This window comes from Aromatoleum toluolicum (assembly GCF_012911005.2).
Classification (GTDB): Bacteria; Pseudomonadota; Gammaproteobacteria; order Burkholderiales; family Rhodocyclaceae; genus Aromatoleum; species Aromatoleum toluolicum.
In genome coordinates, this window is the sequence record NZ_WTVS01000028.1 from 44,961 (window position 1) to 70,006 (window position 25,046).

Sequence of the window (25,046 nt, forward strand, 5' to 3'; positions counted from 1 at the left end):
ATGGCCATCGCACTTTTCAACGCTGTATCGGATTTTCAATGTCCCATCTCGAGCTCGCCGGCATCGATCTGGCTTACGGCGGCCATCAAGTCGTTCGCAAGCTTTCATTCCGTCTCGAACAGGGTAGCATCGGCTGCCTTCTGGGTCCGTCCGGTTGCGGCAAGACCACCGTCCTGCGCTGCATTGCGGGATTCGAGTCCGTCACCGTCGGGGAGATCCGGCTCGACGGCAAGGTGGTAAGCCGGAGCGGCCTGCATGTTCCACCCGAGAGTCGACGCATCGGAATGGTGTTTCAGGACTACGCGCTGTTCCCCCACCTTTCGGTTTCGGAGAATGTCGGATTCGGCCTGCGCCATCTCGACGCTCAGCAGCGCCGCGACCGCGTCGCCGAGTTGCTGGGCGTAGTCGGGTTGGCGAACCAGGGACACAAATATCCGCACGAGATGTCGGGAGGCCAGCAGCAGCGGGTCGCCCTCGCCCGCGCACTTGCGCCACGGCCTAGCCTGCTCCTGCTCGACGAACCGTTCTCGAATCTGGATGTGGAACTGCGCGAGCGTCTGTCCTTCGAGGTGCGCGACATCATCAAGGCGACGAACACAACCGCGATTCTGGTCACCCACGACCAGCACGAGGCCTTCGCGGTGGCCGACGAGATCGGGATCATGAACGAAGGGCGGATCCAGCAGTGGGATACACCGTACAACCTGTATCACCGCCCCGCCAATCGCTTCGTCGCCGATTTCATCGGACAGGGGGTTTTTCTGCGGGGATTGGTGCTCAACGACCATCAGGTGAAGGTTGAGCTCGGCATTCTGAACAGTGCCATTCCGGTCGAATGCGGTATCGGTTGCGGCAACTGCGACCGCGACTGCGCGGTGTCCGTGCTCCTGCGACCGGACGACATCGTGCATGACGACATGAGCACCTTGCAGGCCGAGGTGGTGCACAAGGCCTTCCGGGGTGCCGACATTCTGTACACGCTGAGGCTGGAAAGCGGGGCCAAGGTGTTGTCGCTGGTGCCGAGTCATCACAACCACGCACTCGGTGAGCGGATCGGAATCCGGCTCGATGTCGATCATGTGGTGACCTTTCAGGAGGGGTCGGACGCCGCGGTGCAGGAGAGGCCATTGATCGGCCCGTTCCGGACGCAGTAATCGAAGTGATGATTCCTTGGCTCACTGGTACTCCGCGGTTTCCCCCGGTCGAGTCGGCACTCGACGACCCACCCGGCCTGCTCGCCGCGGGCGGCGAGCTTGAACCGGAATGGCTGCTCGCCGCATACCGCCAAGGAATATTTCCATGGTACTGCGCGGGCGAGCCGATACTTTGGTGGAGTCCCGATCCCCGCCTGGTGCTCGTCCCATCGAGGATGAAAATTTCCCGCTCGCTGGGCCGAACCTTGCGCCAGCACCGCTTCGAGGTCCGTTTCGATACCGCGTTTTCCGACGTCGTCGTCGCCTGCGCGGCTCCCCGGGAACCCGGTGCGGGCACGTGGATCACCGAGGAGATTCAGGCTGCCTACCGTCGCATGCACGAACTCGGCTATGCACACAGTGTCGAAGCGTGGCACGAGGGCTCGCTTGTGGGGGGGCTTTACGGCATCGGACTGGGAAGGGCATTCTTCGGGGAATCGATGTTCAGCCGCCGCACCGACGCATCGAAAGTTGCCTTGGCGCATCTGGCGCGCTACCTCGAGTCACGTAATTTCGCGGTGATCGATTGCCAGATGAAGACTGCACACCTGATCTCGCTCGGCGCCTTTGAAATCCCTCGCGCCGAGTTCCGCGCCGGCCTGGATGTCTGGACGCAGCAAGGGGACGGCCCGGGACGCTGGCGCGAAGACGCCGGCCGGGGATTGTTCTGAACGTACACTTGCAGACATGCAGAAAGACTACCCGTACGCACTCATCCAGTTCTACGCGACGGCGCCTTATGCTTGCTCTTACCTTCCGGAACGGGTGGCACGTTCCCAGGTTGCGACGCCCGGGCACCTCATCGACACGGCGGTGTATAGCGAGCTCGTCCGCAACGGCTTCCGGCGCAGCGGCATGTTCACCTACCGCCCCTACTGCGATCAATGCCGCGCCTGCGTGCCGGTGCGGATTCCGGTAGATGCCTTTGTTGCCGACCGCAGCCAGCGGCGAAGCTGGGCGCGGCACTTTACGCTCGAGGCGCGCGAGCAGGATCTCGCGTTTTCGGAAGAGCACTACGCGCTCTACCAGCGTTATCAGGGTTCGCGACACGCCGGCGGGGGGATGGATCAGGACAACCGTGAGCAGTACGCGCACTTCCTGCTCCAAAGCCAGGTGGACACGCGCGTCGTCGAATTCCGCGAGCAGGGCATCCTGCGCATGGTCAGCGTGATCGACCGCCTGAGCGACGGCTTGTCCAGCGTATATACGTTCTTCGACCCGGACGACCCCAAGGCAAGTTATGGAACCTACGGCGTGCTGTGGCAGATCGAAGTGTGCCGCCGGCTGCGCTTGCCCTATCTCTACTTGGGATACTGGATCAAGGACAGCCGGAAGATGACCTACAAGATCCGCTTCCGCCCCCTCGAAGGGCGCATCCGGGGTGAATGGCGACCCCTCGATCCACTGACGGATTCGGATTCGGAATAGCGAGCGGGCTGCGTGCCGGCGGCTGGCAGCCGCCTTCTTCGGAAATCCGGGGGGCGAGGTCCCGCGCGAAACGGTAGAATTCGCGGATGCTATACGATATCGCCCGCCCCATCCTGTTCTCGCTCGACGCGGAAACCGCTCACGAATTTTCCCTTGCCACCCTCAATCTCGCCGGCCGCTTTCTTCCCGCAGGCAAACCGGCGACTTCGGATCCGGTCGAGGTCATGGGCCTCAGCTTCCCCAACCGCATCGGCCTGGCCGCCGGACTGGACAAGAACGGAGAGGCGATAGACGGTCTCGCAAGGTTCGGCTTCGGTTTCATCGAAATCGGCACGGTCACCCCCCGCCCCCAGCCGGGAAATCCCCGTCCGCGGTTGTTCCGCCTGCCTGAGGTACGCGGGATCATCAATCGCATGGGGTTCAACAACCACGGCGTCGACGCGCTGGTCGCGAACGTCGGAGCAGCGAAGTTCAAGGGTATTCTGGGAATCAACATCGGCAAGAATCTCGACACGCCGATCGAGAATGCCGCCGACGACTACCTGGCCTGCCTCGACAAGGTGTATGCGCTGGCAAGCTATGTGACGGTCAACATTTCCTCCCCGAATACCAAGAACCTGCGTCAGTTGCAGGGCGAATCGGAACTGGACGACCTGCTCGGTCGACTCAAGGAGCGGCAGGCACGACTGGCGGACAAGCACGGCCGTTACGTGCCGCTGACCCTGAAGATCGCCCCGGATCTTGAGCCGGCCCAGGTGATCAACATCGCCGACGCCCTGCGGCGCCACCGCATCGACGGCGTGATCGCGACGAACACGACGATCTCGCGCGAGAAGGTCCAGGGGGTGCGCTACGGCGAGCAGCAGGGCGGCCTGTCGGGCGTTCCGGTGTTCGAAGCCTCGACGGCGGTCGTCGCTCAGCTTGCACAGGCGCTAGCCGGTGAGCTCCCGATCATTGCCGCTGGCGGCGTGCTCGACGGGCGTGGCGCGCGGGCCAAGCTCGAAGCCGGGGCGCAACTGGTGCAGCTATACAGCGGCCTGATTTATCGCGGACCGGCACTCGTGCAGGAGTGTGTGCGGGCTACCGCCGATTTTGGCGCGGACCGCTGACGACACCGCTTGATGGCCCCCGAAGGCATATTCCTATAACCCGTTCAGGGTTGAGCGGGACATAACGGCGGGACATAATTCCGCGGATACCAACCGGTTCTCGAACATGACCAGCTACATCTTCATCATCATCGGCGCTGTTCTGGTGAACAACGTCGTCTTCGTCCGGATTCTCGGACTGTGCCCGTTCATGGGCGTGTCCAAGAAGCTGGAGACCGCGATAGGCATGGGCGCGGCGACGACGTTCGTGCTTACCCTGGCGTGCGGAACCAGCTACCTGATCGATCACTACCTGCTCGATCCGTTCGATCTCGCATTCATGCGCACGCTTGCGTTCATCGTCGTCATCGCAGCGATCGTGCAACTCACCGAGCTGGTCATCCAGAAGACCAGTCCGGTCCTTCACCAGGTTCTCGGCATCTATCTTCCGCTGATCACGACTAACTGCGCAGTGCTGGGCATCCCGCTGCTGAACGTTGGCCTTCGGCATAATCTGCTGGAGTCCCTTCTGTTCGGCTTCGGTTCGTCGGTCGGCTTTACCATGGCCCTGATACTGTTTGCGGGAATTCGCGAACGTCTCGACGGCGCTGACGTTCCCGTGCCGTTCCGCGGTACGGCCATCGCAATGGTCACGGCGGGATTCATGAGCCTGGCCTTCATGGGCTTCGCCGGACTGGACCGTTTTCACTAGGACCGGTCGTCGAACCCTTAACCCCATCTGATCCGGCGCAAGCGGAGCATTCCGGCAGCGGACTGTTTCCCGGCGCCTCGAACCTGGCACTCACTCCATGTTGACCGCCCTCCTCATCATGACAGGCATCGCCATCGTGCTCGGCGCAGCACTGGGCTATGCGTCGATCCGCTTCAAGGTCGAAGGCGATCCGCTGGTCGAAAAGATCGACGCCATTCTTCCCCAGACGCAATGCGGCCAATGCGGTTACCCGGGCTGCAAGCCGTACGCGCAAGCCATCTCGAACGGGGAAGCCGACATCAACCAGTGCCCGCCGGGTGGCGAAGAGGGCATACGCAAACTCGCCGACCTGCTGGGCCGCGAGTTCAAGCCGCTCTCGGAAGAGCATGGCACCGAGAAGCCGAAATCGGTCGCGCGCATCGACGAACAGGTGTGCATCGGGTGCACCCTGTGCATTCAGGCCTGCCCAGTGGATGCGATCGTCGGCGCGGCGAAGCAGATGCATACCGTGGTGGCGCCGCTGTGCACCGGGTGCGAACTGTGCGTGGCGCCCTGCCCGGTCGACTGCATCTCGATGGTGCCCATCGCCGAGACCGTCGAAACATGGAAATGGAAATATCCGGTGCACGAACTGAGGTCCGCGGCATGATCACCCGCCTTTTCAGCTTCAAGGGCGGGGTCAAGCCCGAATCGCACAAGAACGAATCGTCCGGGACGCCCATCCAGAAGGCGCCGCTGCCGAAGCGGCTCGTCATTCCGCTGCGCCAGAGCATCCGTTCGACCGCCCGCTGCCTCGTCGCACCGGGGCAAAGAGTGCTCAAGGGCGAGCATATCGGCGAAGGCGAAGGCGGCCTCGGCACGAGCGTTCACGCCTCCACATCCGGTACTGTAGTCGAGATCGCGCCATCCCCGATGGCGCACGCATCGGGTCTGGAAACCCTTTCGATCGTGATCGAGCCGGACGGGGAGGACCGCTGGATCGACCATACGCCGCTCGATTTGCACTCGGTATCGCGCGAGGAGGCGCTCGCCTGGCTGCGCGGCTGCGGCATCGTCGGCATGGGCGGCGCGGGCTTTCCGACGCACGTGAAGCTCGGGGGCGGACGAGGGATCGACACGCTGGTCATCAACGGTGCGGAATGCGAGCCCTGGATCACGTGCGACGATCGCCTGATGCGCGAACGTGCGCCCGAGGTGCTGTCGGGAGCGATGATCCTGCGCGAGCTGATCGGCGCGAAGCAGGTGCTGGTGGGCATCGAGGACAACAAGCCGGAGGCGATCGCCGCGATGCAGGCGGCGGCGAGCGGCCTGGGCGACGACATCTCGGTCGTTCCCGTTCCCACGCTCTACCCGGCGGGAGGTGAAAAGCAGCTGATCCGGGTCCTGACCGGCGTAGAGATCCCGCAGGGCAAGCTCGGCACCGATTTCGGCGTCCAGTGCTTCAACGTCGGCACCGCCAACGCCGTACACCGCGCGATCCGCTTCGGCGAGCCGCTCGTTTCCCGCGTCATCACACTGACCGGCAATGTCGCGCGTCCCGGAAACTACGAAGTGCTGCTCGGCACCCAAGTTTCAGAACTGCTGGACCTGGCCGGCCCGAAGGCGGATACGGACCGCTACATCGTCGGCGGCCCGATGATGGGAACCGAGCTGCAAAGCCTCTCCGTGCCGGTCTCCAAGGGCATGAACTGCATCATCGCGGCCTCGCCGGCACTCTTTCCGCCACCGCCGCCCGAACTGCCGTGCATCCGCTGCGGCGCCTGCGCGCGCGCCTGCCCGGCCGACCTGCAGCCATTCGAGCTGTACTGGTTCTCACGTGCGAAAAATTTCGGCAAGGCACAGGAGTACCACCTGTTCGACTGTATCGAGTGCGGCTGCTGTGCATTCGTTTGTCCTTCGCGCATTCCGCTGGTCGATTACTACCGCTTCGCCAAGGGCGAGATCTGGGCTCGCGAGCGCGAACTGCAGGCTTCCGACCAGGCTCGCGAGCGCTTCGAGTTCCGCAATTTCCGCCAGGAACGCGAGAAGGAGGAAAAGGCCGCCAAGCTAGCGGCAAAGGCCGCAGAAACTCGCGCGAAACTGGCCGAGTCGGGGGAGGCTGCGGCACCGGCCGCCGAAACCGAAGACCCCAAGAAGGCCCTGGTCGCTGCCGCACTCGCGCGCGCCAAGCAACAGCAGGCAGCCGTGACGCCCAAGAACACCGACGGCCTGACCGCCGACGTTCAAGCGGAGATCGCCAATATCGAGGCGCGCCGCGAGAAGCTCAACCCGCAAGACGCCGACAAGGCGCCGTGACATGATCAATTCTCCGTATATCCGCAAACCGGCCAGCGTCCAGGGGGTGATGCTGGCGGTCCTCACCGCGCTGATTCCCGCAATCATCGTCTATGCGTCGCAGATCGCCGCGGTCGTGCTTGTGAACCTCGCAATCGCAACGATCGCGGCACTGGCCGGCGAGGCACTGGTACTCAAGCTGCGCGGCAGGCCCCTCGCACCAGCGTTGTCCGATCTGTCGGCCGTGGTTACGGCGTGGCTGCTGGCGTTGTGCTTTCCGCCCATCCTGCCGTGGTGGGCGACCGTGCTCGGCGTACTGATCGCGATCGTGGCGGTCAAGCATCTCTATGGCGGGCTCGGACAAAACCCGTTCAACCCCGCGATGGTTGCGTACTGCGCGATGATCGTTGCCTTCCCCTCCCTCATGTCGCAATGGCCCGCCGCCGGCCAGCTGGACTTCGCGACGCAGCTGGGACTGGTGTTTGGCGGCGCACGCGAGATCGACGCGATTGCGAGCGCCACCGCGCTCGACACGATCAAGACCGGTCTCCGTGCGGCGGGGGCGACAGTCCAATCGATCATGGGCGAAGGCAATTTCGGCCTCGTGAGCGGCCGCGGATGGGAGTGGCTGGCGCCGGCATACGCGCTCGGCGGGCTGTATCTGCTGGCGCGGGGAATCATCACGTGGCACATGCCCGCAGCCTTCCTCGGCGCGCTCGCGGCGATCTCTGCGGCATTCTGGCTTGCCGATCCCGCGCACTACGCGTCCCCGCTGTTCCATCTCGCCAGCGGCGGCGCCATGCTGGGAGCGTTCTTCATCGTCACCGATCCGGTCTCGGGCGCGACCACGCCGCGCGGCAAGCTGGTCTTCGCCGCCTGCATTGCGTTGGTGGCCTATATCATCCGCAGCTTCGGCGCCTTCCCCGAAGGCGTCGCCTTCGCGGTGCTTCTGCTGAACATCTGCGTACCGCTGATCGACATGAATACGCAACCGCGAGTGTTCGGGCACAGGGGAGACAAGGCACGATGAGCGCCCGTTACACTGCGGCACGAACGTCCCTGCGCACCGCCGTCATCATGGTGATGTTCACCGTGGTGTTCACGGCGCTCATGGCAGCGACGTTCGAACTCACCCGTCCGGCGATCGAGGCCTCTGCGCTGGAAGGGAAGATGCGCCTGATCAGGGAGGTGCTGCCGCCCTCCGCCTACGACAATATGCTGCTGGATGATTCCGTCGCGCTCGGACCGACCCCGGAACTCGGCCTCGATCAGGGCGGACATATCTATCGTGCGCGCCTGGCCGGACAGCCCGCGGCACTGGTGATGGAGGTTGTGGCACCCGACGGCTACGCGGGACGGATCCAGCTGGTGATCGCGGTCGGCGTCGACGGACGCGTGAGCGGCGTCCGTGTCACGGGACACCGGGAAACACCGGGCCTGGGCGACTACATCGATCCGAACAAGGACCGCAACAAATCGCACCCGTGGATCGGACAGTTTGCGGGCGTGTCGTTCCCGGACGTCGGGCTCGACAAATGGAAGGTCAAACGCGACGGCGGAACCTTCACCTACCGCAGCGGCGCGACGATCAGCGCCCGCGCGGTGACGAACGCGACCGCGCGGGCCGTCGACTACGCAATCCGCCAACGCGATGCGCTGTTCGCCGCACAGGCGGGCGGAAGACTCTGACGGAGAACGCTCAATGAATCTGCAAAGCTTTCGCGAATCGGCCTGGAACGGTCTGTGGCGCCAGAACACCGGCCTCGTGCAGTTGCTCGGCCTGTGCCCCATTCTCGCGGTGAGCACGAGTGTGGTGAATGCCGCGAGCCTTGGATTGGCCACCGTGATGGTGATGGCGGTATCGAACCTCGCCGTCGCGTCGCTGCGGAACTTCATCCCCTACGAGATCCGCATCCCGGTCTTCATCCTGATCATCGCGGCGCTGACCACCGTCGTCGACCTCGCCTTCAATGCCTACTTCCACGATCTCTATCTCGTGCTGGGCATCTTCATTCCCCTGATCGTGACGAACTGCATCGTCCTTGCGCGCGTCGAGGCCTATGCGGCGAAGAACGATCCGGTTTCGTCGACCGTCGACGGCATCATGATGGGCCTGGGCCTCGTCTGCCTCCTTGCGGTGCTGGGCGGACTGCGCGAACTTGCCGGCAACGGTACCCTGTTCGCCGGCATCGAGATGATCGTCCCGGGACTTTCGGCGATCTCGGTGTTCGGTCCAGACTATCCGGGCTTCCTGATCGGCATCCTTCCTCCCGGCGCCTTCTTCGCTCTCGCGTGCCTGATCGCACTGTCGAACGTGATCCGGACTCGGGCGGCGAAGCGCAAGACGACGACGCAGGGGCCTGCGGCACCGGCAACCGAACAGCCCGCATCCGCGGCCTGATTCATGGCTGGCATGAAAAGGGAGTCCGTTCGCGAGTTCTTTCGCCGTCTCGCCGAAGCGAATCCGCATCCGACGACCGAACTCGAATATGGATCGCCATTCCAGCTGCTGGTGGCCGTGGTCCTGTCGGCCCAGGCAACCGACAAGAGCGTGAATCTTGCGACGCGAGGTCTGTTCGCGGCGGCGCCAACGCCGGAGGAGATCATCACGCTGGGCGAGGAAGGCGTCGCGGCGCATATCCGCACCATCGGCCTGTATCGCAACAAGGCAAGGAACGTCGTCGCGCTGTCGCACCTGCTGCTCGAACGCCACGGCGGCGAGGTGCCGCGCGACCGCGCCGCGCTGGAGGCGCTGCCCGGGGTCGGGCGGAAGACCGCTAACGTGGTGTTGAACACGGTGTTCGGCGAGCCTGTGATGGCGGTCGATACGCACATCTTCCGCCTTGCCAACCGTACCGGGCTAGCGCCCGGCAAGGATGTTCTGGCCGTCGAGCACGCGCTGATGCGACGCGTGCCCAAGGACTACCTGCGGGACGCTCACCATTGGCTCATCCTGCACGGCCGCTACGTTTGCACGGCGCGCAAGCCCAAATGCGGCGAGTGCCTCGTGCGCGACTTGTGCGACTACCGCGACAAGACCGTCTAACCCTCCACCGACCGAGACAAAATGTTCAATCCATCCCGCGATCAGGTCCGTACCTTCTTCATCGACAGCTGGCGGAAATACCGCGCGAAGGAGCTCCTGACACCGATCGAGCATATGGCCAACGACCTTGTCCTGCTCCACCCGGAATACCACGCGCTGCTCGAGGATCCCGAAGCAGTCAGCAAGGAGTTTCCGCCCGAGGGTGGGCAGCTCAATCCCTTCCTGCATCTCTCGCTGCATCTTGCGATCGAAGAGCAGCTGTCGATCGACCAGCCCCCCGGCTTGCGCGCCGCGTTCGAGTCCTGCCAGGCGCGCCGCGGCGATCGCCACGCCGCCCTGCACGACGTCCTCGAGTGCCTCGGCGAGACGATGTTCGACGCGCAGCGGAACAACCGGCAGCCCGACGGCGAGGCTTATGTCAGCTGCGTGCTTCGCCGCGCAGGTTGATGCGGTGTAGACTGCGCTGACGCAGCCCCGCTGGCGCTCGGCGCTGGCGCCCTGCCCCACCCTCCAGCTCCGCGGGCGCACTCGCGAGGAGTCCAGCCGGACATGGAAGCGCTACCCGAACTATCGATCCTGCTCGTGGAGGATGATGCGCTCCAGGGCGAACGCATGGTCATGCTGCTGCAGAGCCTCGGGCAGAGGGTCCGGGTCGCCGAATCCGGGGAAATGGCGCTCGACCTGTTCGCTGCCGCGCCCTCGGATCTCGTGCTCATGGACGTCATGCTGCCGGGCATCGACGGTTTCGAGACGACGCGACGGATCAAGTCGATGTGCGGCGGCCGCTGGGTGCCGGTGATCTACATGACCGCACTCGGTGGTTGCGCCAATCTGGTCGAGGGACTTCACGCCGGCGGCGACGATTACCTCGTGAAGCCCGTGGAATTCGAGATCCTCGAGGCGAAGCTGCGGTCGGCAATGCGCACCCTGGGACTGTACCGCGACCTGGAAAGATCGCGCGACGAACTGGCACGTACCAACGCAGCCCTGCGCGGGGCCAACCGCGAGCTCGAATGTTTCACTTACGCCGTCGCGCACGATCTCAAGTCGCCCCTCCGCGCGATCAACGGCTATGGCAGCCTGCTCGCTTCGAGCGAAACTACCCGGCTTACCGAGGACGGACGATCCTGTCTGGAGAAAATTCTGGAGGGAACCGAGCGCATGGACCTCCTGATCGACGATCTGCTGGAGTATTCGCGCGTCGAACGCGCGCCGACGGCCTTCGAGGAGATCGACATGGGCGAGCTGACGTCACAGCTGATCGCGGATTTCTCCGAGGAAATCGATCGCAATGACGCCACGGTGGAGCTTGCGCCTTCCTGCTCTTCGATCCTGGCAGACCGCAGCGGCCTGATGCATGCATTGCGCAACCTTCTCGGCAACGCGCTCAAATTTTCGGCGGGCGTAGCCCATCCCTACATTGTCATCGCCTGCACCAGCGAGGCGGGCCGGTGCCACATCTCCGTGTGCGACAACGGCATCGGCTTCGACATGCACCACCACGATCGCATCTTCGATATCTTTCATCGGCTGCACCGTGACGACGAGTATCCCGGCACGGGGATCGGCCTGGCGATCGTGCGCAAGGCAGCCGAACGCATGCAGGGACGGTGCTGGGCCGAAAGCAGTCCCGGACAGGGCGCAACCTTCCATCTCGAATGGCCGATGCCGTCCGCGGCGCCGAACTCTTAGTGTCCTGAGTTGGTGGAGCCCATATAATCGGGGCTCGCCAACGAGAGGACTCCCCATGCGTTTCGAAGGATCACGCGATTACGTTGCCACCCCCGACCTGATGCTCGCGGTGAACGCGGCGATCAAGCTGCAGCGGCCACTCCTGATCAAGGGCGAGCCCGGCACGGGCAAGACCATGCTGGCCGAAGAGGTGGCCGCAGCGTTGAATCTCCCCTTGCTGCAGTGGCACATCAAATCGACCACCAAGGCCCAGCAAGGCCTGTACGAATACGATGCCGTTTCGCGCCTGCGCGACTCGCAGCTGGGCGACGACCGGGTCAAGGACATCGCCAACTACATCGTCAAGGGCGTGCTGTGGCAAGCCTTCGAGTCGGAAAGCCCGTGCGTGGTGCTGATCGACGAGGTCGACAAGGCGGACATCGAATTCCCCAACGACCTGCTGCGCGAACTCGACCGCATGGAATTCCACGTGTACGAGACGCGCAAGACGATCCAGGCGCGCCACCGGCCCATCGTCTTCATCACGTCGAACAATGAGAAGGAGCTGCCCGACGCCTTCCTGCGCCGCTGCTTCTTCCACTACATCCGCTTCCCGGACCGCGACACGATGCAGCGGATCGTGGACGTGCACTTCCCGGACCTGAAGAAGGATCTCCTGCGCGAGGCACTCGAGGTGTTCTTCGGGTTGCGCGACGTTCCGGGCCTGAAGAAGAAGCCTACGACCTCGGAGCTGATCGACTGGCTGAAGCTGCTGGTGGCAGAGGACATCCCACCCGAGGCCCTGCGCGCGCAGGACCAGCGCGCCGTCGTCCCGCCCCTCGCGGGCGCGTTGCTGAAGAACGAGCAGGACCTCCATCTGTTCGAGCGGCTCGTATTCATGGCGCGCAACAACCGTTGACGGGCGGGCGGCCGGCCATGTTCGAGCGACTCATTTCCGTCATCCGCGGCTCGATCCTGGGGACGCAGGCGTCCGATGCCGCGGACGATGGGAAAGACGTGACCGCGCCCTGCCAGCATGCCCCCGCAGCAAGCGCCACGCCGGCCCGGGACGACGCGGGCACGGGTTTTCTGTGCCGCGAGCTGGTGGTGGGACGCGACCAACGCGTCGCGGGCTACCGGTTCGTGCTGCGAGAAGGCACGCGCAACCGCATTCGCACGGGCGACCGGCGCATCCATCATGTGTACGCGGAAATCCTGGTGCGGGACATCGCTCAGGCGAACATCGGCCGCCTGCTGGGCCATCGCGCCGCCTTTCTGGACATACCGGACTCCTTCGTCGGTCATCCGTCGCTGCTGGGTCTCCCCGCCGCGAACACCGTGTTGATCCTCACGCGAATCGCGGCCGAAGGTGCTCCCGACAACGGAACCCTGCTCGAAGGGGTGCGACGGCTGCGCTCGGCCGGGTACAGGGTCGGCGTCGCTGCCGAGGAGCTCCTGGGGGACCGCGCCGACCTGCTTCCGGAGGCGGATTTCTACACCGCTCAGGCTGCGGCTGCCAACCCGACTCACCTGAGGGCTGCAGTCTCGCGACTGAAGGCCGCTGGCGGGCATGGTTTGCTGCTTGTGAGCGATCTTCCGAGCGCGGACGATTTCCAGCTCTGCCTCTCGCTGGGTGCCGCATTGTTCCAGGGGCCCTTCATCACGCGGCGCGAGGACTGGAGCGGCAATCGCCTCGCCCCCAACTCGGCACGCCTGTCGGCACTGATCGCACGCCTGCGCAGCGACGCGGATACGGGTGAGTTGGTCGCACTGCTGAAGCAGGACGCCGCGTTGTCGCTGCGGCTGATGCGTTACATCAACTCTCCCGGCGTCGGATTACAGCGCGAGGTGGCATCGATCGATGCTGCCTTGCTCCAGCTCGGTCGCGAACGGCTCTACCGCTGGCTGCTGCTCCTGCTGTACGGGGCGGACAAGGGCACGCCGCGATCCTCGGCAGCAATGGAAAACGCGCTCGTTCGTGCGCGCCTCATGGAGCTGCTCGGTGAGGGGCGTCCGCAGCGTGAGCGCGACAGTCTCTACCTGACCGGCCTGCTGTCGCTGGTCGACGTGATCCTGGAGGTTCCGCTGCACGATGCGATTCGCTCGCTGGGCGTGGCGCCGGACATAGAGGAAGCGGTCGTGCACGGCACGGGCCCTCTGGCGGATCTTCTCCGGCTGGCCGTCGCGTGCGAGAACGGCGACGAAGATGGCGTGCAGGCGGCAGCCGCCTGTTGCGGCATCGCACCGACCGAGGCGAACCGACGCCACCTGCAGGCGTTCTCCTGGGCGCTCGAGATCAACGGCTGAAAGGCTTGAGGAAGGGCAAGAATCATGCTCATCGATTTTTTTCTGCATCTGAAAGCGAGCAAACTACCGGTATCGACACGGGAATTCCTGACGCTGCTGGAAGGTTTGCGCGACGGGGTGTGCGACCACGCGATCGACGATTTCTACTTTTACGCCCGCACCTGCCTGGTCAAGGACGAGTCGCGTTACGACCGTTTCGACCAGGCTTTCGCCGCGTACTTCAAGGGTGTGACGGAGATCCCGGGCCTGGAGAAGGAGCTGCCGGAAGAGTGGCTGCAGGCGATGATGAAGAAGCACCTGTCGCCCGAGGAAAAGGCGCAGCTCGTGAAGCTTGGCTGGGACAAGCTGATGGAGGAGTTCCGCAAGCACCTCGAGGAACAGAAGGGCCGCCATCAGGGCGGTTCGAAGTGGATCGGTACCGGCGGCAAATCCCCGTTCGGCAACAGCGGCTATCACCCCGAGGGGATCCGGGTCGGCGGCGAGTCCGCGGGCAACCGCACCGCGATCAAGGTGTGGGAGAAGCGCGAGTATCGCAACCTGGACGATTCGCTGGAACTCGGCACGCGCAACATCAAGGTTGCGCTGCGACGACTGCGGCGCTTCGCGCGCGAGGGCGCCGCGGAGGAGCTGGATCTCGACGGCACCATCGCGGCGACTGCCCGCAATGCCGGCTGGCTCGATCTGATGATGCGGCCGGAACGCCACAACGCGGTGAAGGTACTGCTGTTCCTGGATGTCGGCGGGTCGATGGACGACCATGTAAAGGCCTGCGAGGAGCTATTCTCCGCCTGCCGCGCGGAGTTCAAGCACCTCGAACATTTCTATTTCCACAACTGCGTGTACGAGTCGGTGTGGCGCGACAGCCATCGTCGTCATGCGGAGCGGATCCCGGTCCATGACCTGATCCACAAGTACGGGCCGGACTACAAGCTGATCTTCGTCGGCGACGCGACGATGAGCCCGTACGAGATCCTGCACCAGCATGGGTCGATCGAGCACATGAACCGGGAACCCGGCGCCGACTGGCTGCGCCGCCTGCTCGACGCCTGGCCGGCCGCGGCGTGGCTCAATCCCGAACCGGAGCGGCTGTGGCCTTATCGGCAGTCGATCGACATCATCAACGGCATCATGGCGCAGCGCATGTACCCGATGACGCTGGAAGGACTCGAACGCGCGATGCGGCAGCTGTCGAAGAAGACCTGACGGCCAGATCGACGTCGCAGCAAAATGCGCGACTTACTCGGTGAAGGGCAAGGGCTGCATGCCGAAGCCCTCGTCGAGGTCCTTGATCTGCTGCAGCAGGCCGTCCAGCTCTTCCTGGAGGCGTGCCTGGGACGCGGCATCGAGCAGCCGGAGGGCCTCCGGCAGGACGCCGCGGGCAGGTGACGGTGCCCGTGCCAGCAATTCGCGCCCGGCTGCCGTCAGCGACAGCCGCACGACTCGCTGGTCGGCGCTGTTGCGTGCTTTTGCGACGAAGCCGTTGGTCTCGAGCTTGTCGATCATGTTCGAGGCGGTCGACTGATGCAGGGCCATACGTTTGGCGAGCTCGCCGACACGCAGGCCGGGCTCTTCGAGCAGTTCCTGCATCGCCCACAGTTGCGCACCGGTGACGCCGCTCTGCTTTTCGACCCACTGGGAATGGCGCTGCGCCGTGCGGATCAACACGCGGAATCGTTGCAGCACGGAGAGCGGCGACACTTGTGCCTGCTGCTTGCGGTCAGACGGCTTGCTCACGCTTGAAGCTCCCCTTTGCCCAATGCCGGGAAACCCGGAAAATATTCTTGCAAATGTTTTGCCGGACGGTAGATGCCCGGATACCGTCTGTTACGAATATCGTAGCGGAAACGCCGCTCATTCCCAACAAATCCGGAACTTCCGGACTTCAGCCGCAACCCGGCGCCGGAGCGCCCAGCTTGCGGTCGGGCCGAACTAGACAGCCCGCAACGAACGAATGGCGCCGTGAACGCAAACCGCCCGCAATGCGGGCGGCTTCGGTAATGCCCGTGAGGCTGCGGGGGCGAATCAGCTGCCGCTCATCGCCATCATCAGCTGGTTGATGCGCTTGACGAAGGTCGCCGGGTCGTCGAGGGTGCCGCCTTCTGCAAGCAGTGCCTGATCGAAGAGCACCGCGGCCCAGTCGTCGAACTGCTTTTCCTCGTACTTCAGGCGCATCACCGCCGGGTGCTGCGGGTTGATCTCGAGGATCGGCTTCGACACTGGCGCCTGCTGGCCGGCAGCCTTCAGGATGCGCGCGAGGTTCATCCCCATGTCGTGCTCATCGGCGACGAGACAGGCGGGCGAATCGGTCAGGCGGTGCGTGACGCGCACTTCCTTGACGCGCTCGCCGAGGCTCGTCTTCATCTTCTCGAGCAGTTCCTTGTACTCGTCGGCGGCCTTCTCGGCTTCCTTCTTCTCGGCTTCGTCTTCAAGACTGCCGAGGTCGAGACCACCCTTCGCGACGGAGACGAGCGGCTTGCCGTCGAACTCGGTCAGGTTGCCGATCACCCACTCGTCGACGCGGTCCGACAGCAGCAGCACTTCGATGCCCTTCTTGCGGAAGATCTCGAGGTGCGGGCTGTTCTTCGCGGCGTTGAAGGTTTCGGCGGTGACGAAATAGATCTTGTCCTGGCCTTCCTTCATGCGGCCGATGTAGTCGGCGAGCGAGACGGTCTCGTCCGGCGTGTCGTTGTGCGTCGAGGCGAAGCGCAGCAGGCCGGCGATCTTGTCCTTGTTGGCGTGGTCCTCGCCGACCCCTTCCTTCAGCACCTTGCCGAATTCCTTCCAGAAGGTCGCGTACTTCTCCTTCTCGGCGGCGTCTTCGCTGGTCGCGAGGTCTTCGAGCAAGCCCAGCACCTTCTTCGTGCAGCCGGCGCGGATGGTGTCGATGTCCTTGCTCTCCTGCAGGATCTCGCGCGAGACGTTGAGCGGCAGGTCGCTCGAATCGACCACGCCGCGTACGAAGCGCAGGTAGGTCGGCATCAGCTTCTCGGCGTCGTCCATGATGAACACGCGCTTCACGTACAGCTTGATGCCGTGGCGCGCGTTGCGGTCCCACATGTCGAACGGCGCGTGCGCCGGGACGTACAGGAGCTGGGTGTATTCGTGGCGACCTTCGACGCGGGCGTGGCTCCAAGCGAGCGGCTCGTCGAAGTCGTGGCCGACGTGCTTGTAGAAGGCCTTGTACTCGTCGTCGGTGATGTCGCTCTTCGAGCGCGTCCACAGCGCGTTGGCCTGGTTGACCGTCTCGTCCTCGTCGGTCGTGACCTGCTCGTTCTTGTCCTTGTCCCACTCCTCCTTCTTCATGAGGATGGGCTGGACAATGTGGTCGGAGTACTTGCGGATCAGGCTGCGCAGTTTCCAGCCCGAGAGCAGGTCGTCCTGATCGTCGCGCAGGTGCAGCGTGATCTCGGTGCCGCGTCCGGCCTTGTCGACCGGCTCCACGGTGTACTCGCCGGCGGCATCGCCGACCATCGAGCATTCCCACTTCACGCCTTCCGAGGCCGCGAGGCCCGCGCGGCGGGTGACGACGGTGACCTTGTCGGCGACGATGAACGCGGAGTAGAAGCCGACGCCGAACTGGCCGATGAGGTGGGCGTCCTTCTTCTGGTCGCCGGTGAGCTGGGAGAAGAATTCCTTGGTGCCGGACTTGGCGATCGTGCCGAGGTGCGCGATCGCTTCGTCACGGCTCATGCCGATGCCGTTGTCGGCGACGGTGACGGTCTTCGCGTCCTTGTCGAAGGAAATGCGGATCGCGAGCTCGCCCTCGCCTTCGAAGAGTTCGGGCTTGTCGAGCGCCTCGAAGCGCAGCTTGTCGCAGGCATCCGACGCGTTCGAAATCAGCTCGCGCAGGAAGATCTCGCGGTTGGAGTACAGCGAGTGGATCATGAGGTGAAGCAGCTGCTTCACCTCGGCCTGGAAATTGAGGGTCTGGGCGCCGGCGGCGGTAGTCATCGAGTGAAACTCCATTTACACAGGAACGCGCCTGCATATGGGGCGCGTTCCGGGAATTTCAAGCACCGCCCGCAGCGATCATTCGTAGCGGATTTCGACGACCTCGATCTCGCGCGGGCCCGCCGGGCTCTGGAAACGCACGACGTCGCCCTCGCGGGCCTTCATCAGGGCGCGTGCGAGCGGCGAGATCCAGCTGATGCGGCCGGAACTGGCATCGGCCTCGTCGACGCCGACGATCTGCCAGGTCTGCTCGCCCTCGCCGTCTGCATCCTCGACGTCGAGCACGGTCACGGTCGCGCCGAAGAAGACCTGTTCCATGCCCTGCTGGCGCTCGGGATCGACGACCTCGGCCGATTCGATGCGCTTGATCAGGAAGCGGATGCGGCGGTCGATCTCGCGCAGGCGCTTCTTGCCGTAGATGTAGTCGCCGTTCTCGGAGCGGTCGCCGTTCGATGCCGCCCAGGCAACCGTTTCGACGAGCTTGGGCCGCTCGATGCGCACCAGTTGGTCGAGTTCGACCCGCAGCGCGTCGTAACCGCGCCGCGTCATGTAGTTCTTGCTCCCGGGGGGCAGGCGTACCGAGGCGGGGACGTCGTCATCGTCGTCCTGGCCCTCGCCTTCCTTGGTAAAAGCCTTGCTCACCTTGCGAGTCCGTCCTGTTGCGGGGGTTCTGTTAGCCGTTTTGTCACCATATGCAACCGCGTCTGCGGTCGTGCCGTGGCAGCTTCATGATAACGGACAAGTGCGTCGGCCGCGCACGATGCGACCCGCCCGCGGCTGCACGGATCGATTCAATCCGATAAACTACAGGGTTTTCACAAACATCTTGCAATCGCGAGACACTTCCGCGGTCGGCCGCCCTTGGGCGACACCTCGGCAGTCTCGCGACCCGCGCGCGCATCGCCCTGCGAAACGCGCGTCGCCGCGACTTCAACGCATTTCTCGCCGATTCATGACCCAAGCCGCCACTCCCTCTTCCGCCGATCTCGACGCGCTGCGTCTCGAAGTAGCGGGCCTCGTCGTCGAAGCCCTCAACCTGGACACGGAGCCCGAGTCCATCCCGGCCGACGATTCGCTGTTCGGCGAAGGTTTGGGGCTCGACTCGATCGACATCCTCGAGGTCGCGCTCGTCGTCTCGAAGCGTTACGGCTTCCAGTTGCGCGCCGACAACGAGGACAACGTCAAGATCTTCCGCTCCCTGCGCAGCCTCACCGAATACGTCGCGGCCAACCGCACGAAATGAGGCCCGCAGTCGTCCGCGTCGCGCGCGGACTGGCGATTGGCGTCGTCGTGATCGCCTGGGCAATGGCTGCGCACTACACGAGCGCGCTCGTCGATGAATCGTCCTGGGGGGCGCTCCTCGCGATCGCGCCATTCGCGATGATCGCCGCGGCCTTCGCCTGGCAATCGCCACGCCGCGGTCTGATGCTCGCGCTGCTTGCCGCCGCCTCGCTCGCGCTCGCGCTCGCATGGCCGACGCTCGCGCGCAACGTCGGCTGGCTGTATTTCGTCCAGCATGTCGGCACCAACGCGTTGCTGGGGCTCGGTTTCGGCCGCACGCTCGGCGCAGGGCGCGAGCCGATGTGCACGCGTATCGCGCGCACGCTGCACGGCACGGTCAGCCCGGCGCTCGCACGATATACGCGGCAGGTGACGGCCGCATGGACGATATTCTTTGCTGGAACGGTGGTGATTTCCTGTCTGTTGTTCGCGTTCGACACCATCGAGGCGTGGTCGACCTTCGCCAATCTCCTGACCATGCCGCTCGTCGGACTGATGTTCATCGCCGAGTATCTCGTGCGCCTCAAGCTGCTCCCGGAAGATCGCAGCAGCATCCTCGACGCGGTCCGCGCGTACCGGCGCACCTCGCCCACTGCAACCCCGGCCAACGAGCGATGACGCCCCCCGCCCGGCAACGCTGCCGCTACTCGCGCACACCCGACCCGATGCCGTCGTCGCCTGGCGACACGACGGCCCGGTGACGGTCGAACGCTTCTTGGGCGACGTATGGCGCCTCGCCGCAGGGTTGCCGGGCGGCGAGCACGTCCTGAATGTGTGTGCGGACCGCTACCGCTTCACGGTCGGACTGGCCGCGAGCCTGGTGCGCGGCAAGATCAGCCTGCTGCCCTCGACGCATACGCCCGAGACCGTCAGGCAACTGCTGGCGTTCGCACCCGACGCGTTCTGCCTGACCGACAGCCCGGCCTGCGACATCGACCTGCCGCAACATCGCTTCCTCGAGATCGAGGACACACCCCCTTCGCCGGAAGGCTGCGTGGTGCCGATGATCGATGTGGACCAGATCGTGGCCTACGTCTTCACATCCGGCTCGACGGGCGCTCCGATGCCGCACCCGAAGACCTGGGGCGCGCTCGTGCGCAACATCGCAGCCGAAGCAGACAGGCTCGGAGTGGTGGGCACGCCTTTCACGCTGATCGGCACCGTCCCGCCCCAGCACATGTACGGATTCGAATCGACCGTGCTGCTGGCGCTGTTGTCGGGTGGGGCGATCTGGTCAGGGCGGCCGTTCTACCCCGCGGACATCGCCGATGCCCTGGACGCCGTTCCCCGCCCGCGCGTTCTGGTATCCACCCCGTTCCACCTGCGTACTCTGCTGGCCGCCGATACCGCGGTGCCGCCGGCCGATCTCGTCGTATCCGCCACCGCGCCGCTGTCGGGCAACCTTGCCGTGGCAGTGGAGGCGCGGCTGCAGTGCCCGCTGATCGAGATCTACGGCTGCACCGAGACGGGCCAGACGGCCACCCGGCGCACAGCCGAGACGGCGGAGTGGCAGCTGATGCGCGGCCTCAGGCTCAGCGTCGAGGACGGGAAGGTGTGGGCGCATGGCGGCCATGTCGAGATGCCGACCATCCTGGGCGACATCATCGAGCCCACCTCGGGCGACCGCTTCCTGCTGCATGGACGCTCGGCCGATCTCGTGAATATTGCGGGCAAGCGCAGCTCGCTTGGCTACCTGAACCATCAGCTGAATGCGATCCCGGGCGTCGTCGACGGCAGTTTCTTCATGCCGGACGACGAACATACCGACGGGGTGACGCGCCTGACGGCGGTCGTCGTGGCGCCGGGCCTCGACCGCGCTACGCTGCTGCAGGCGCTGCGCGAGCGCATCGATCCGCTGTTCCTGCCCCGCCCGCTGATCTTCGCGGATGCGCTACCGCGCAACGCCACGGGCAAGCTTCCGCGCGCGGCGCTGGAAGAACTGCGGCGCACGCTGGGCGGCGGCGAATGATCCACGAATCGAGCGTCTGGATTCCCGACGATCATCCGTCGTTTGCGGGGCATTTCCCCGGCCGTCCCATCCTGCCGGGCGTGGTGCTGCTGGCTCTCGCGACGCGTGCGCTCGGGGAGGCCATCGGGCGCGCCGTGCCGCCGTGCGGCATCGCATCGGCCAAGTTCCTGCGCCCGGTCGGCCCCGGTACCGAGCTGCGTATCCGCCTTGCCGAGGCAGGCGCAAACTGGCGCTTCGACATCCTTGCCGGGGAAGACTGCGTCGCGACCGGCTCCCTGCGGGTCGAGCCGGCGTGAACGACGCGTCGCACACGAAACCCCCGCGCGGCACGGCCGAATGGGCGAGCCGGCCGGAGCGCAGCAATTACGCGACGCTGCGGCTGATGACCTGGATCTCGCTGCGGCTCGGTCGCCGCGTGGGACGTGCGGTGCTGGTGCTGATTTCGGCCTACTTCCTGCTCTTCGCGCCGGCCGCCCGAAGGGCCTCGCGCGAGTGGCTCGGACATGCCCTGGGCCGGCGTCCCACGGTCAGCGAACGGTTCCGGCACGTCTTCAGCTTCGCCAGCACGATTCACGACCGCATCTATCTGGTGAATGACCGCTTCGACCTCTTCGACATCCGCGTGCATGGCGGCGAACTCGTGCGCGCGGCGGTGACCGGCGGTCAGGGCGTGTTCCTGATGGGCGCGCACCTCGGCAGCTTCGAGGTCATGCGTGCGATCGCTCGCCAGCAGCCGGGCATGCGCGTGGCGATGGTCATGTACCAGGAAAACGCGCACAAGATCAACGACACGCTGGCTGCGATCAATCCGGCCGCACGCGCGGACATCATTCCGCTGGGACACCTGGATTCGATGCTGCACTTGAAGGAGCGGCTCGACGATGGCTCGCTCGTGGGTGTGCTCGCGGACCGCAGCCTGGGCGACGATCCTTCCCAGCCGGTCGAATTTTTCGGCGAGCCCGCGGATTTTCCGGTCGGCCCGTGGCGCATCGCGGCGATGCTCAAGCGCCCAGTGATCCTGATGGTGGGCTTGTATCGCGGGGGTAACCGCTACGACGTGCACTTCGAGGCGCTCGCCGACTTCTCGGCGGCGACGCGCGAGAACCGGGCACACCTGATTCACGCCGCAGTCGAATGCTACGCCGCACGCCTTGCGCACTATGCCGGACAGGCGCCGTACAACTGGTTCAACTTCTTCGATTTCTGGCACAGCGCGCGCCGCCGCGCCGCGCCCTGACCGCCTCCTGGAGTATCCGTGTTCAAAGCTGCTTCCACGCGTCTGCTCTTTGCCGCCCTGCTCGCGGCGGCTTCCTTGCTGTATGGCCCGCCAGCGGCCGCTGCCGAGGCGTGGACGGTCGCCCAGTTGATGCAAGCCCTGGGCAAGCACCGCAGCGGACAGGCCACCTTCCTGGAACGGAAGTATCTCGCGGTCCTCGACCAGCCTGTCGAATCGTCGGGCGAATTGCGCTTCCAGGCGCCGGACCGGCTGGAGAAGATCACCCTCAAGCCGCGCCCGGAATCGCTGATCCTCGAAGGGAACAACCTGAGCGTGACGCGCGGCAAGAAGCAGTTCAACGTGCGCCTGTCGGACTACGGCGAAGTCGCCGGTTTCATCGACAGCATCCGGGCGACGCTGGCCGGCGACCGCGACACGCTGGAGCGCACCTACGCGCTGCACCTCGCGGGCAACGCCGAACGCTGGACCCTGACGCTGCTGCCGCGCAATACGCGCATGGCCGAGGTCGTCTCCCGCATCAACATTGCCGGAACGCGTGGGCTGCTGCGCGAAATCGAAATCCTTCAGGCCGACGGCGACCGCTCGGTGATGGAAATCGTCGCGATGGGGCAAGCGCGGTGACACGTCGCTTCGTGCCAGCCCTGCTGCTGTGGCTGGCCTTCGTCGCGGCCTGCATCGCCGTCGTGAGCCAGACGCGTTTCACGGCCGACCTCTCGGCCTTCCTGCCCGAAGCGCCCACCGCCGAGCAGCGCGTGCTGGTCGACCAGTTGCGCGACGGCATGGTGTCCCGCCTGTTGCTGGTCGGTATCGAGGGTGGCGATGCGGCTCAGCGGGCGCAACTGTCGCGCGATCTCGCCCGAAGGCTGCGCGCCGATGCGGCGTTCGGCATGGTCGCGAACGGCGAACCCGTCCATCGCGAACGCGACCACGCCCTGCTGTTCACGCACCGCTATGTCCTCAGCCCCGCCGTGAACGCGGAACGGTTCACGACGACGGGCCTGCGGGACGCCATCGCGGAGTCGGTCGATCTCCTCGCCTCCCCGCTCGGCATGCTAACGAAGTCACTGCTGCCGCGCGACCCCACCGGCGAGTTGCTGCAACTGCTGGAACGGCTCGACGGCGGTGCGCGCCCTGCGATGCAGGAGGGGGTATGGGCGTCGCGGGACGGCAGGCGCGCCTTGCTGCTCGCCCAGACGCGCGCCACGGGATCGGATCTCGATGGCCAGCAGGCGGCCATCGCCTCCCTGCGTGAGGCGTTTGCGAGCGAGGCGTCGAAGCTGGCTTCCGGGGCGGATCTGAAGCTGCTGGTCTCGGGCGCCGCCGTGTTCGCGGTCGACTCGCGCTCCACCATCGAGGGCGAAGTGACGCGGCTCGCGCTGGTGTCGACCGCGATCATCGTTGCGCTCCTGCTGTTCATCTACCGTTCGCCGACCGCTCTCGTGCTCGGCCTGCTGCCGGTCGTATCCGGCGCGCTGGCCGGCATCGTCGCGGTCAGCCTCGTGTTCGGCGTCATGCATGGGGTTACCCTCGGTTTTGGCACCACCCTGATCGGAGAGGCGGTCGATTACGCGATCTACCTCTTCGTCCAGTCCGGCCCTGCGCGGGGGAACGGCGGGCGCGACAGCTTCTGGCCGACGATACGCCTCGGGGTGATGACCTCCATCTGCGGCTTCGGCGCGCTGATGTTCTCGGGGTTTCCGGGGCTGGCGCAGCTCGGCCTGTATTCGATCGCAGGCTTGATCGTCGCCGCGCTCGTGACGCGTTACCTCCTGCCGCACCTCCTGCCTGCCGGCTTCGCCATCCGCGACGTGACCCCGCTCGGCCTGCGTCTGCAGCGCCTAGTCGCCGCGGTGGGCAGGCTGCGCTGGTTCCTCGCCGGATTGGCGGCGCTTTCCGGTGCGCTCGTGTTCGCACAGCACGACCGCGTGTGGAACCGCGAACTCGGGGCGCTGAGCCCGGTCCCGCCCGAGGCCCAGGCAGTCGACGCGGCATTGCGCAGCGATCTCGGGGCACCCGACCTGCGTTACATGATCGTCGTGCGCGCGGAAGATGCGGACACCGCGCTGCAGCGCGCAGAATCGGTATCCACGCAATTGCAGGCGCTCGTGGACGCCGGGGATATCGGCGGCTTCGAGAGTCCGTCGCTTTACCTTCCATCGCAGGGCCGACAGCTCGAACGCCGCGCCGCGCTGCCCGATCCACGCGAACTGCGCGAACGGCTCGCCGCCGCAACCGCGGGTCTGCCCCTGCCGGCCGGCCGGCTCGCGCCTTTCCTCGACGACATCTCCGCCGCCCGCGCGCGCGCGCCCCTGACGCGGGCAGACCTCGACGGAACAAGCTTCGCAATGGCCGTCGATTCGCTGCTCCTGCGTCAGGGCGAGCAGTGGACCGCCCTGCTGCCGCTGCGCGCACCTGCAGCCGGGGGGCATGCGAAGGAGATCGATCCCGGCGCCGTTCGCGGCGCGCTCGACGGGGCTGCGGATGCCAGCCCAATGTTCATCGACATGAAGGGCGAGTCCGGGCGGCTCTACGCGGGCTATCTGCGCGAAGCCATCATGCTGTCGCTCGCGGGGGTGGCGGCGATCGTCGCGCTCCTCGCCGTCGCCTTGCGCTCGCCGCAGCGCGTCATCCGCGTCCTGGTGCCGCTCGCGGCCGCCGTGCTGACGGTCGTCGCCGGCCTCGTGCTCGCCGGCGTGGCGCTGACGATCCTGCATCTCGTCGGGCTGCTGCTGATCGTCGCGGTGGGCTCGAACTACGCCCTGTTCTTCGATGGCAAGGGCGGCAACGACACCCCCCCGCCTGCCACCCTCGCGTCGATGCTGTTTGCGAACCTCACGACGGTCGCCGGTTTCGGCGTCCTCGCGTTTTCCTCGGTGCCCGTGCTGCAGG

Annotated in this window: 26 protein-coding genes; 23 read left to right on the forward strand and 3 right to left on the reverse strand. The window is 65.3% G+C overall.

All coding sequences use genetic code 11. From position 1 onward, the window contains the following. Nucleotides 1-38: 38 nt before the first annotated feature. The 16 genes from GPA27_RS14400 (at nt 39) to GPA27_RS14475 (ending at nt 14,922) form a co-directional block, all read left to right on the forward strand. Entirely contained in the window at nt 39-1,154 is a 1,116-nt protein-coding gene (locus GPA27_RS14400; RefSeq protein ID WP_169141307.1) for an ABC transporter ATP-binding protein, read from the forward strand. An 8-nt stretch (nt 1,155-1,162) separates the two neighbouring features. Beyond that, a complete protein-coding gene (aat, locus tag GPA27_RS14405; RefSeq protein WP_169141308.1) occupies nt 1,163-1,864 on the forward strand; it encodes a leucyl/phenylalanyl-tRNA--protein transferase in 702 nt (233 codons plus the stop codon). A gap of 16 nt (nt 1,865-1,880) precedes the next feature. Then, nucleotides 1,881-2,621, forward strand: a complete 741-nt coding sequence (locus tag GPA27_RS14410; RefSeq protein WP_169141309.1) for an arginyltransferase — start codon at nt 1,881-1,883, stop codon at nt 2,619-2,621. A gap of 86 nt (nt 2,622-2,707) precedes the next feature. Next, complete coding sequence (locus tag GPA27_RS14415) at nt 2,708-3,730, forward strand: quinone-dependent dihydroorotate dehydrogenase (protein ID WP_169141310.1); 1,023 nt, start codon at nt 2,708-2,710, stop codon at nt 3,728-3,730. A 106-nt stretch (nt 3,731-3,836) separates the two neighbouring features. Beyond that, nucleotides 3,837-4,421: an electron transport complex subunit RsxA gene (rsxA, locus tag GPA27_RS14420; RefSeq protein WP_169141311.1), complete on the forward strand. Its 585-nt coding sequence runs from the start codon at nt 3,837-3,839 to the stop codon at nt 4,419-4,421. 97 nt (nt 4,422-4,518) lie between these two features. After that, a complete protein-coding gene (gene rsxB, locus GPA27_RS14425; RefSeq protein ID WP_169141312.1) occupies nt 4,519-5,070 on the forward strand; it encodes an electron transport complex subunit RsxB in 552 nt (183 codons plus the stop codon). Continuing rightward, nucleotides 5,067-6,716, forward strand: a complete 1,650-nt coding sequence (gene rsxC / locus GPA27_RS14430) for an electron transport complex subunit RsxC (protein WP_169141313.1) — start codon at nt 5,067-5,069, stop codon at nt 6,714-6,716. The genes rsxB and rsxC overlap by 4 nt, the downstream gene beginning before the upstream one ends. A 1-nt stretch (nt 6,717) precedes the next feature. Beyond that, a complete protein-coding gene (locus GPA27_RS14435; RefSeq protein ID WP_169141314.1) occupies nt 6,718-7,725 on the forward strand; it encodes an RnfABCDGE type electron transport complex subunit D in 1,008 nt (335 codons plus the stop codon). Continuing rightward, nucleotides 7,722-8,384, forward strand: coding sequence for an RnfABCDGE type electron transport complex subunit G (locus GPA27_RS14440; RefSeq protein ID WP_169141315.1), 663 nt, complete (start codon nt 7,722-7,724; stop codon nt 8,382-8,384). Before GPA27_RS14435 ends, GPA27_RS14440 begins: the two co-directional genes overlap by 4 nt. Nucleotides 8,385-8,397: 13 nt before the next feature. Then, on the forward strand, nt 8,398-9,096 hold the full coding sequence (locus tag GPA27_RS14445; RefSeq protein ID WP_169141316.1) for an electron transport complex subunit E: 699 nt from the start codon (nt 8,398-8,400) through the stop codon (nt 9,094-9,096). Nucleotides 9,097-9,108: 12 nt separating this feature from the next. Further along, nucleotides 9,109-9,741 (forward strand): endonuclease III, encoded by a 633-nt coding sequence (gene nth, locus GPA27_RS14450; protein WP_169141317.1) that lies wholly within the window; start codon nt 9,109-9,111, stop codon nt 9,739-9,741. Between the two features lie 21 nt (nt 9,742-9,762). Then, the gene (locus tag GPA27_RS14455) at nt 9,763-10,188 is read left to right on the forward strand and encodes a DUF1841 family protein (RefSeq protein WP_169141318.1); all 426 of its coding nucleotides are present in this window, start codon (nt 9,763-9,765) and stop codon (nt 10,186-10,188) included. A 102-nt stretch (nt 10,189-10,290) separates the two neighbouring features. Beyond that, the gene (locus GPA27_RS14460; protein ID WP_169141319.1) at nt 10,291-11,433 is read left to right on the forward strand and encodes a sensor histidine kinase; all 1,143 of its coding nucleotides are present in this window, start codon (nt 10,291-10,293) and stop codon (nt 11,431-11,433) included. 55 nt (nt 11,434-11,488) lie between these two features. Further along, nucleotides 11,489-12,331 carry an AAA family ATPase gene (locus GPA27_RS14465; RefSeq protein WP_169141320.1) on the forward strand — a complete coding sequence of 281 codons (843 nt, stop codon included), beginning with the start codon at nt 11,489-11,491 and terminating at the stop codon, nt 12,329-12,331. 17 nt (nt 12,332-12,348) lie between these two features. After that, nucleotides 12,349-13,719: an EAL and HDOD domain-containing protein gene (locus GPA27_RS14470; RefSeq protein ID WP_169141321.1), complete on the forward strand. Its 1,371-nt coding sequence runs from the start codon at nt 12,349-12,351 to the stop codon at nt 13,717-13,719. Nucleotides 13,720-13,743: 24 nt separating this feature from the next. Beyond that, nucleotides 13,744-14,922, forward strand: a complete 1,179-nt coding sequence (locus GPA27_RS14475) for a vWA domain-containing protein (protein ID WP_169141322.1) — start codon at nt 13,744-13,746, stop codon at nt 14,920-14,922. A 33-nt stretch (nt 14,923-14,955) separates the two neighbouring features. On the opposite strand, the gene GPA27_RS14480 is transcribed toward GPA27_RS14475, so the two are convergent. The 3 genes from GPA27_RS14480 to greB all read right to left on the reverse strand — a co-directional run bounded on the left by GPA27_RS14480 (nt 14,956) and on the right by greB (nt 18,312). After that, nucleotides 14,956-15,453: a MarR family winged helix-turn-helix transcriptional regulator gene (locus tag GPA27_RS14480; protein WP_256222960.1), complete on the reverse strand. Its 498-nt coding sequence runs from the start codon at nt 15,451-15,453 to the stop codon at nt 14,956-14,958. A 288-nt stretch (nt 15,454-15,741) separates the two neighbouring features. Further along, nucleotides 15,742-17,670 carry a molecular chaperone HtpG gene (gene htpG / locus GPA27_RS14485; RefSeq protein WP_169141323.1) on the reverse strand — a complete coding sequence of 643 codons (1,929 nt, stop codon included), beginning with the start codon at nt 17,668-17,670 and terminating at the stop codon, nt 15,742-15,744. Nucleotides 17,671-17,748: 78 nt separating this feature from the next. Beyond that, the gene (gene greB, locus GPA27_RS14490) at nt 17,749-18,312 is read right to left on the reverse strand and encodes a transcription elongation factor GreB (RefSeq protein ID WP_169141324.1); all 564 of its coding nucleotides are present in this window, start codon (nt 18,310-18,312) and stop codon (nt 17,749-17,751) included. 310 nt (nt 18,313-18,622) lie between these two features. On the opposite strand from greB, the gene GPA27_RS14495 reads away from it, so the two are divergent. From GPA27_RS14495 to GPA27_RS14525, 7 genes are all read left to right on the forward strand, one after another. Beyond that, nucleotides 18,623-18,913, forward strand: a complete 291-nt coding sequence (locus GPA27_RS14495) for a phosphopantetheine-binding protein (protein WP_169141325.1) — start codon at nt 18,623-18,625, stop codon at nt 18,911-18,913. Next, nucleotides 18,910-19,569, forward strand: coding sequence for a COG4648 family protein (locus GPA27_RS14500; protein ID WP_169141326.1), 660 nt, complete (start codon nt 18,910-18,912; stop codon nt 19,567-19,569). The genes GPA27_RS14495 and GPA27_RS14500 overlap by 4 nt, the downstream gene beginning before the upstream one ends. Nucleotides 19,570-19,648: 79 nt before the next feature. Continuing rightward, nucleotides 19,649-20,920, forward strand: a complete 1,272-nt coding sequence (locus tag GPA27_RS14505; RefSeq protein ID WP_256222961.1) for an AMP-binding protein — start codon at nt 19,649-19,651, stop codon at nt 20,918-20,920. After that, a complete protein-coding gene (locus GPA27_RS14510; protein WP_169141327.1) occupies nt 20,917-21,216 on the forward strand; it encodes a 3-hydroxyacyl-ACP dehydratase FabZ family protein in 300 nt (99 codons plus the stop codon). Before GPA27_RS14505 ends, GPA27_RS14510 begins: the two co-directional genes overlap by 4 nt. Beyond that, nucleotides 21,213-22,157 carry a lysophospholipid acyltransferase family protein gene (locus tag GPA27_RS14515; RefSeq protein WP_256222963.1) on the forward strand — a complete coding sequence of 315 codons (945 nt, stop codon included), beginning with the start codon at nt 21,213-21,215 and terminating at the stop codon, nt 22,155-22,157. The genes GPA27_RS14510 and GPA27_RS14515 overlap by 4 nt, the downstream gene beginning before the upstream one ends. 18 nt (nt 22,158-22,175) lie before the next feature. Continuing rightward, nucleotides 22,176-22,778 (forward strand): outer membrane lipoprotein carrier protein LolA, encoded by a 603-nt coding sequence (locus GPA27_RS14520; RefSeq protein ID WP_169141328.1) that lies wholly within the window; start codon nt 22,176-22,178, stop codon nt 22,776-22,778. After that, on the forward strand, nt 22,775-25,046 hold a 2,272-nt coding region (locus GPA27_RS14525; protein WP_169141329.1), incomplete at its 3' end, for an MMPL family transporter. The genes GPA27_RS14520 and GPA27_RS14525, both read left to right, overlap by 4 nt.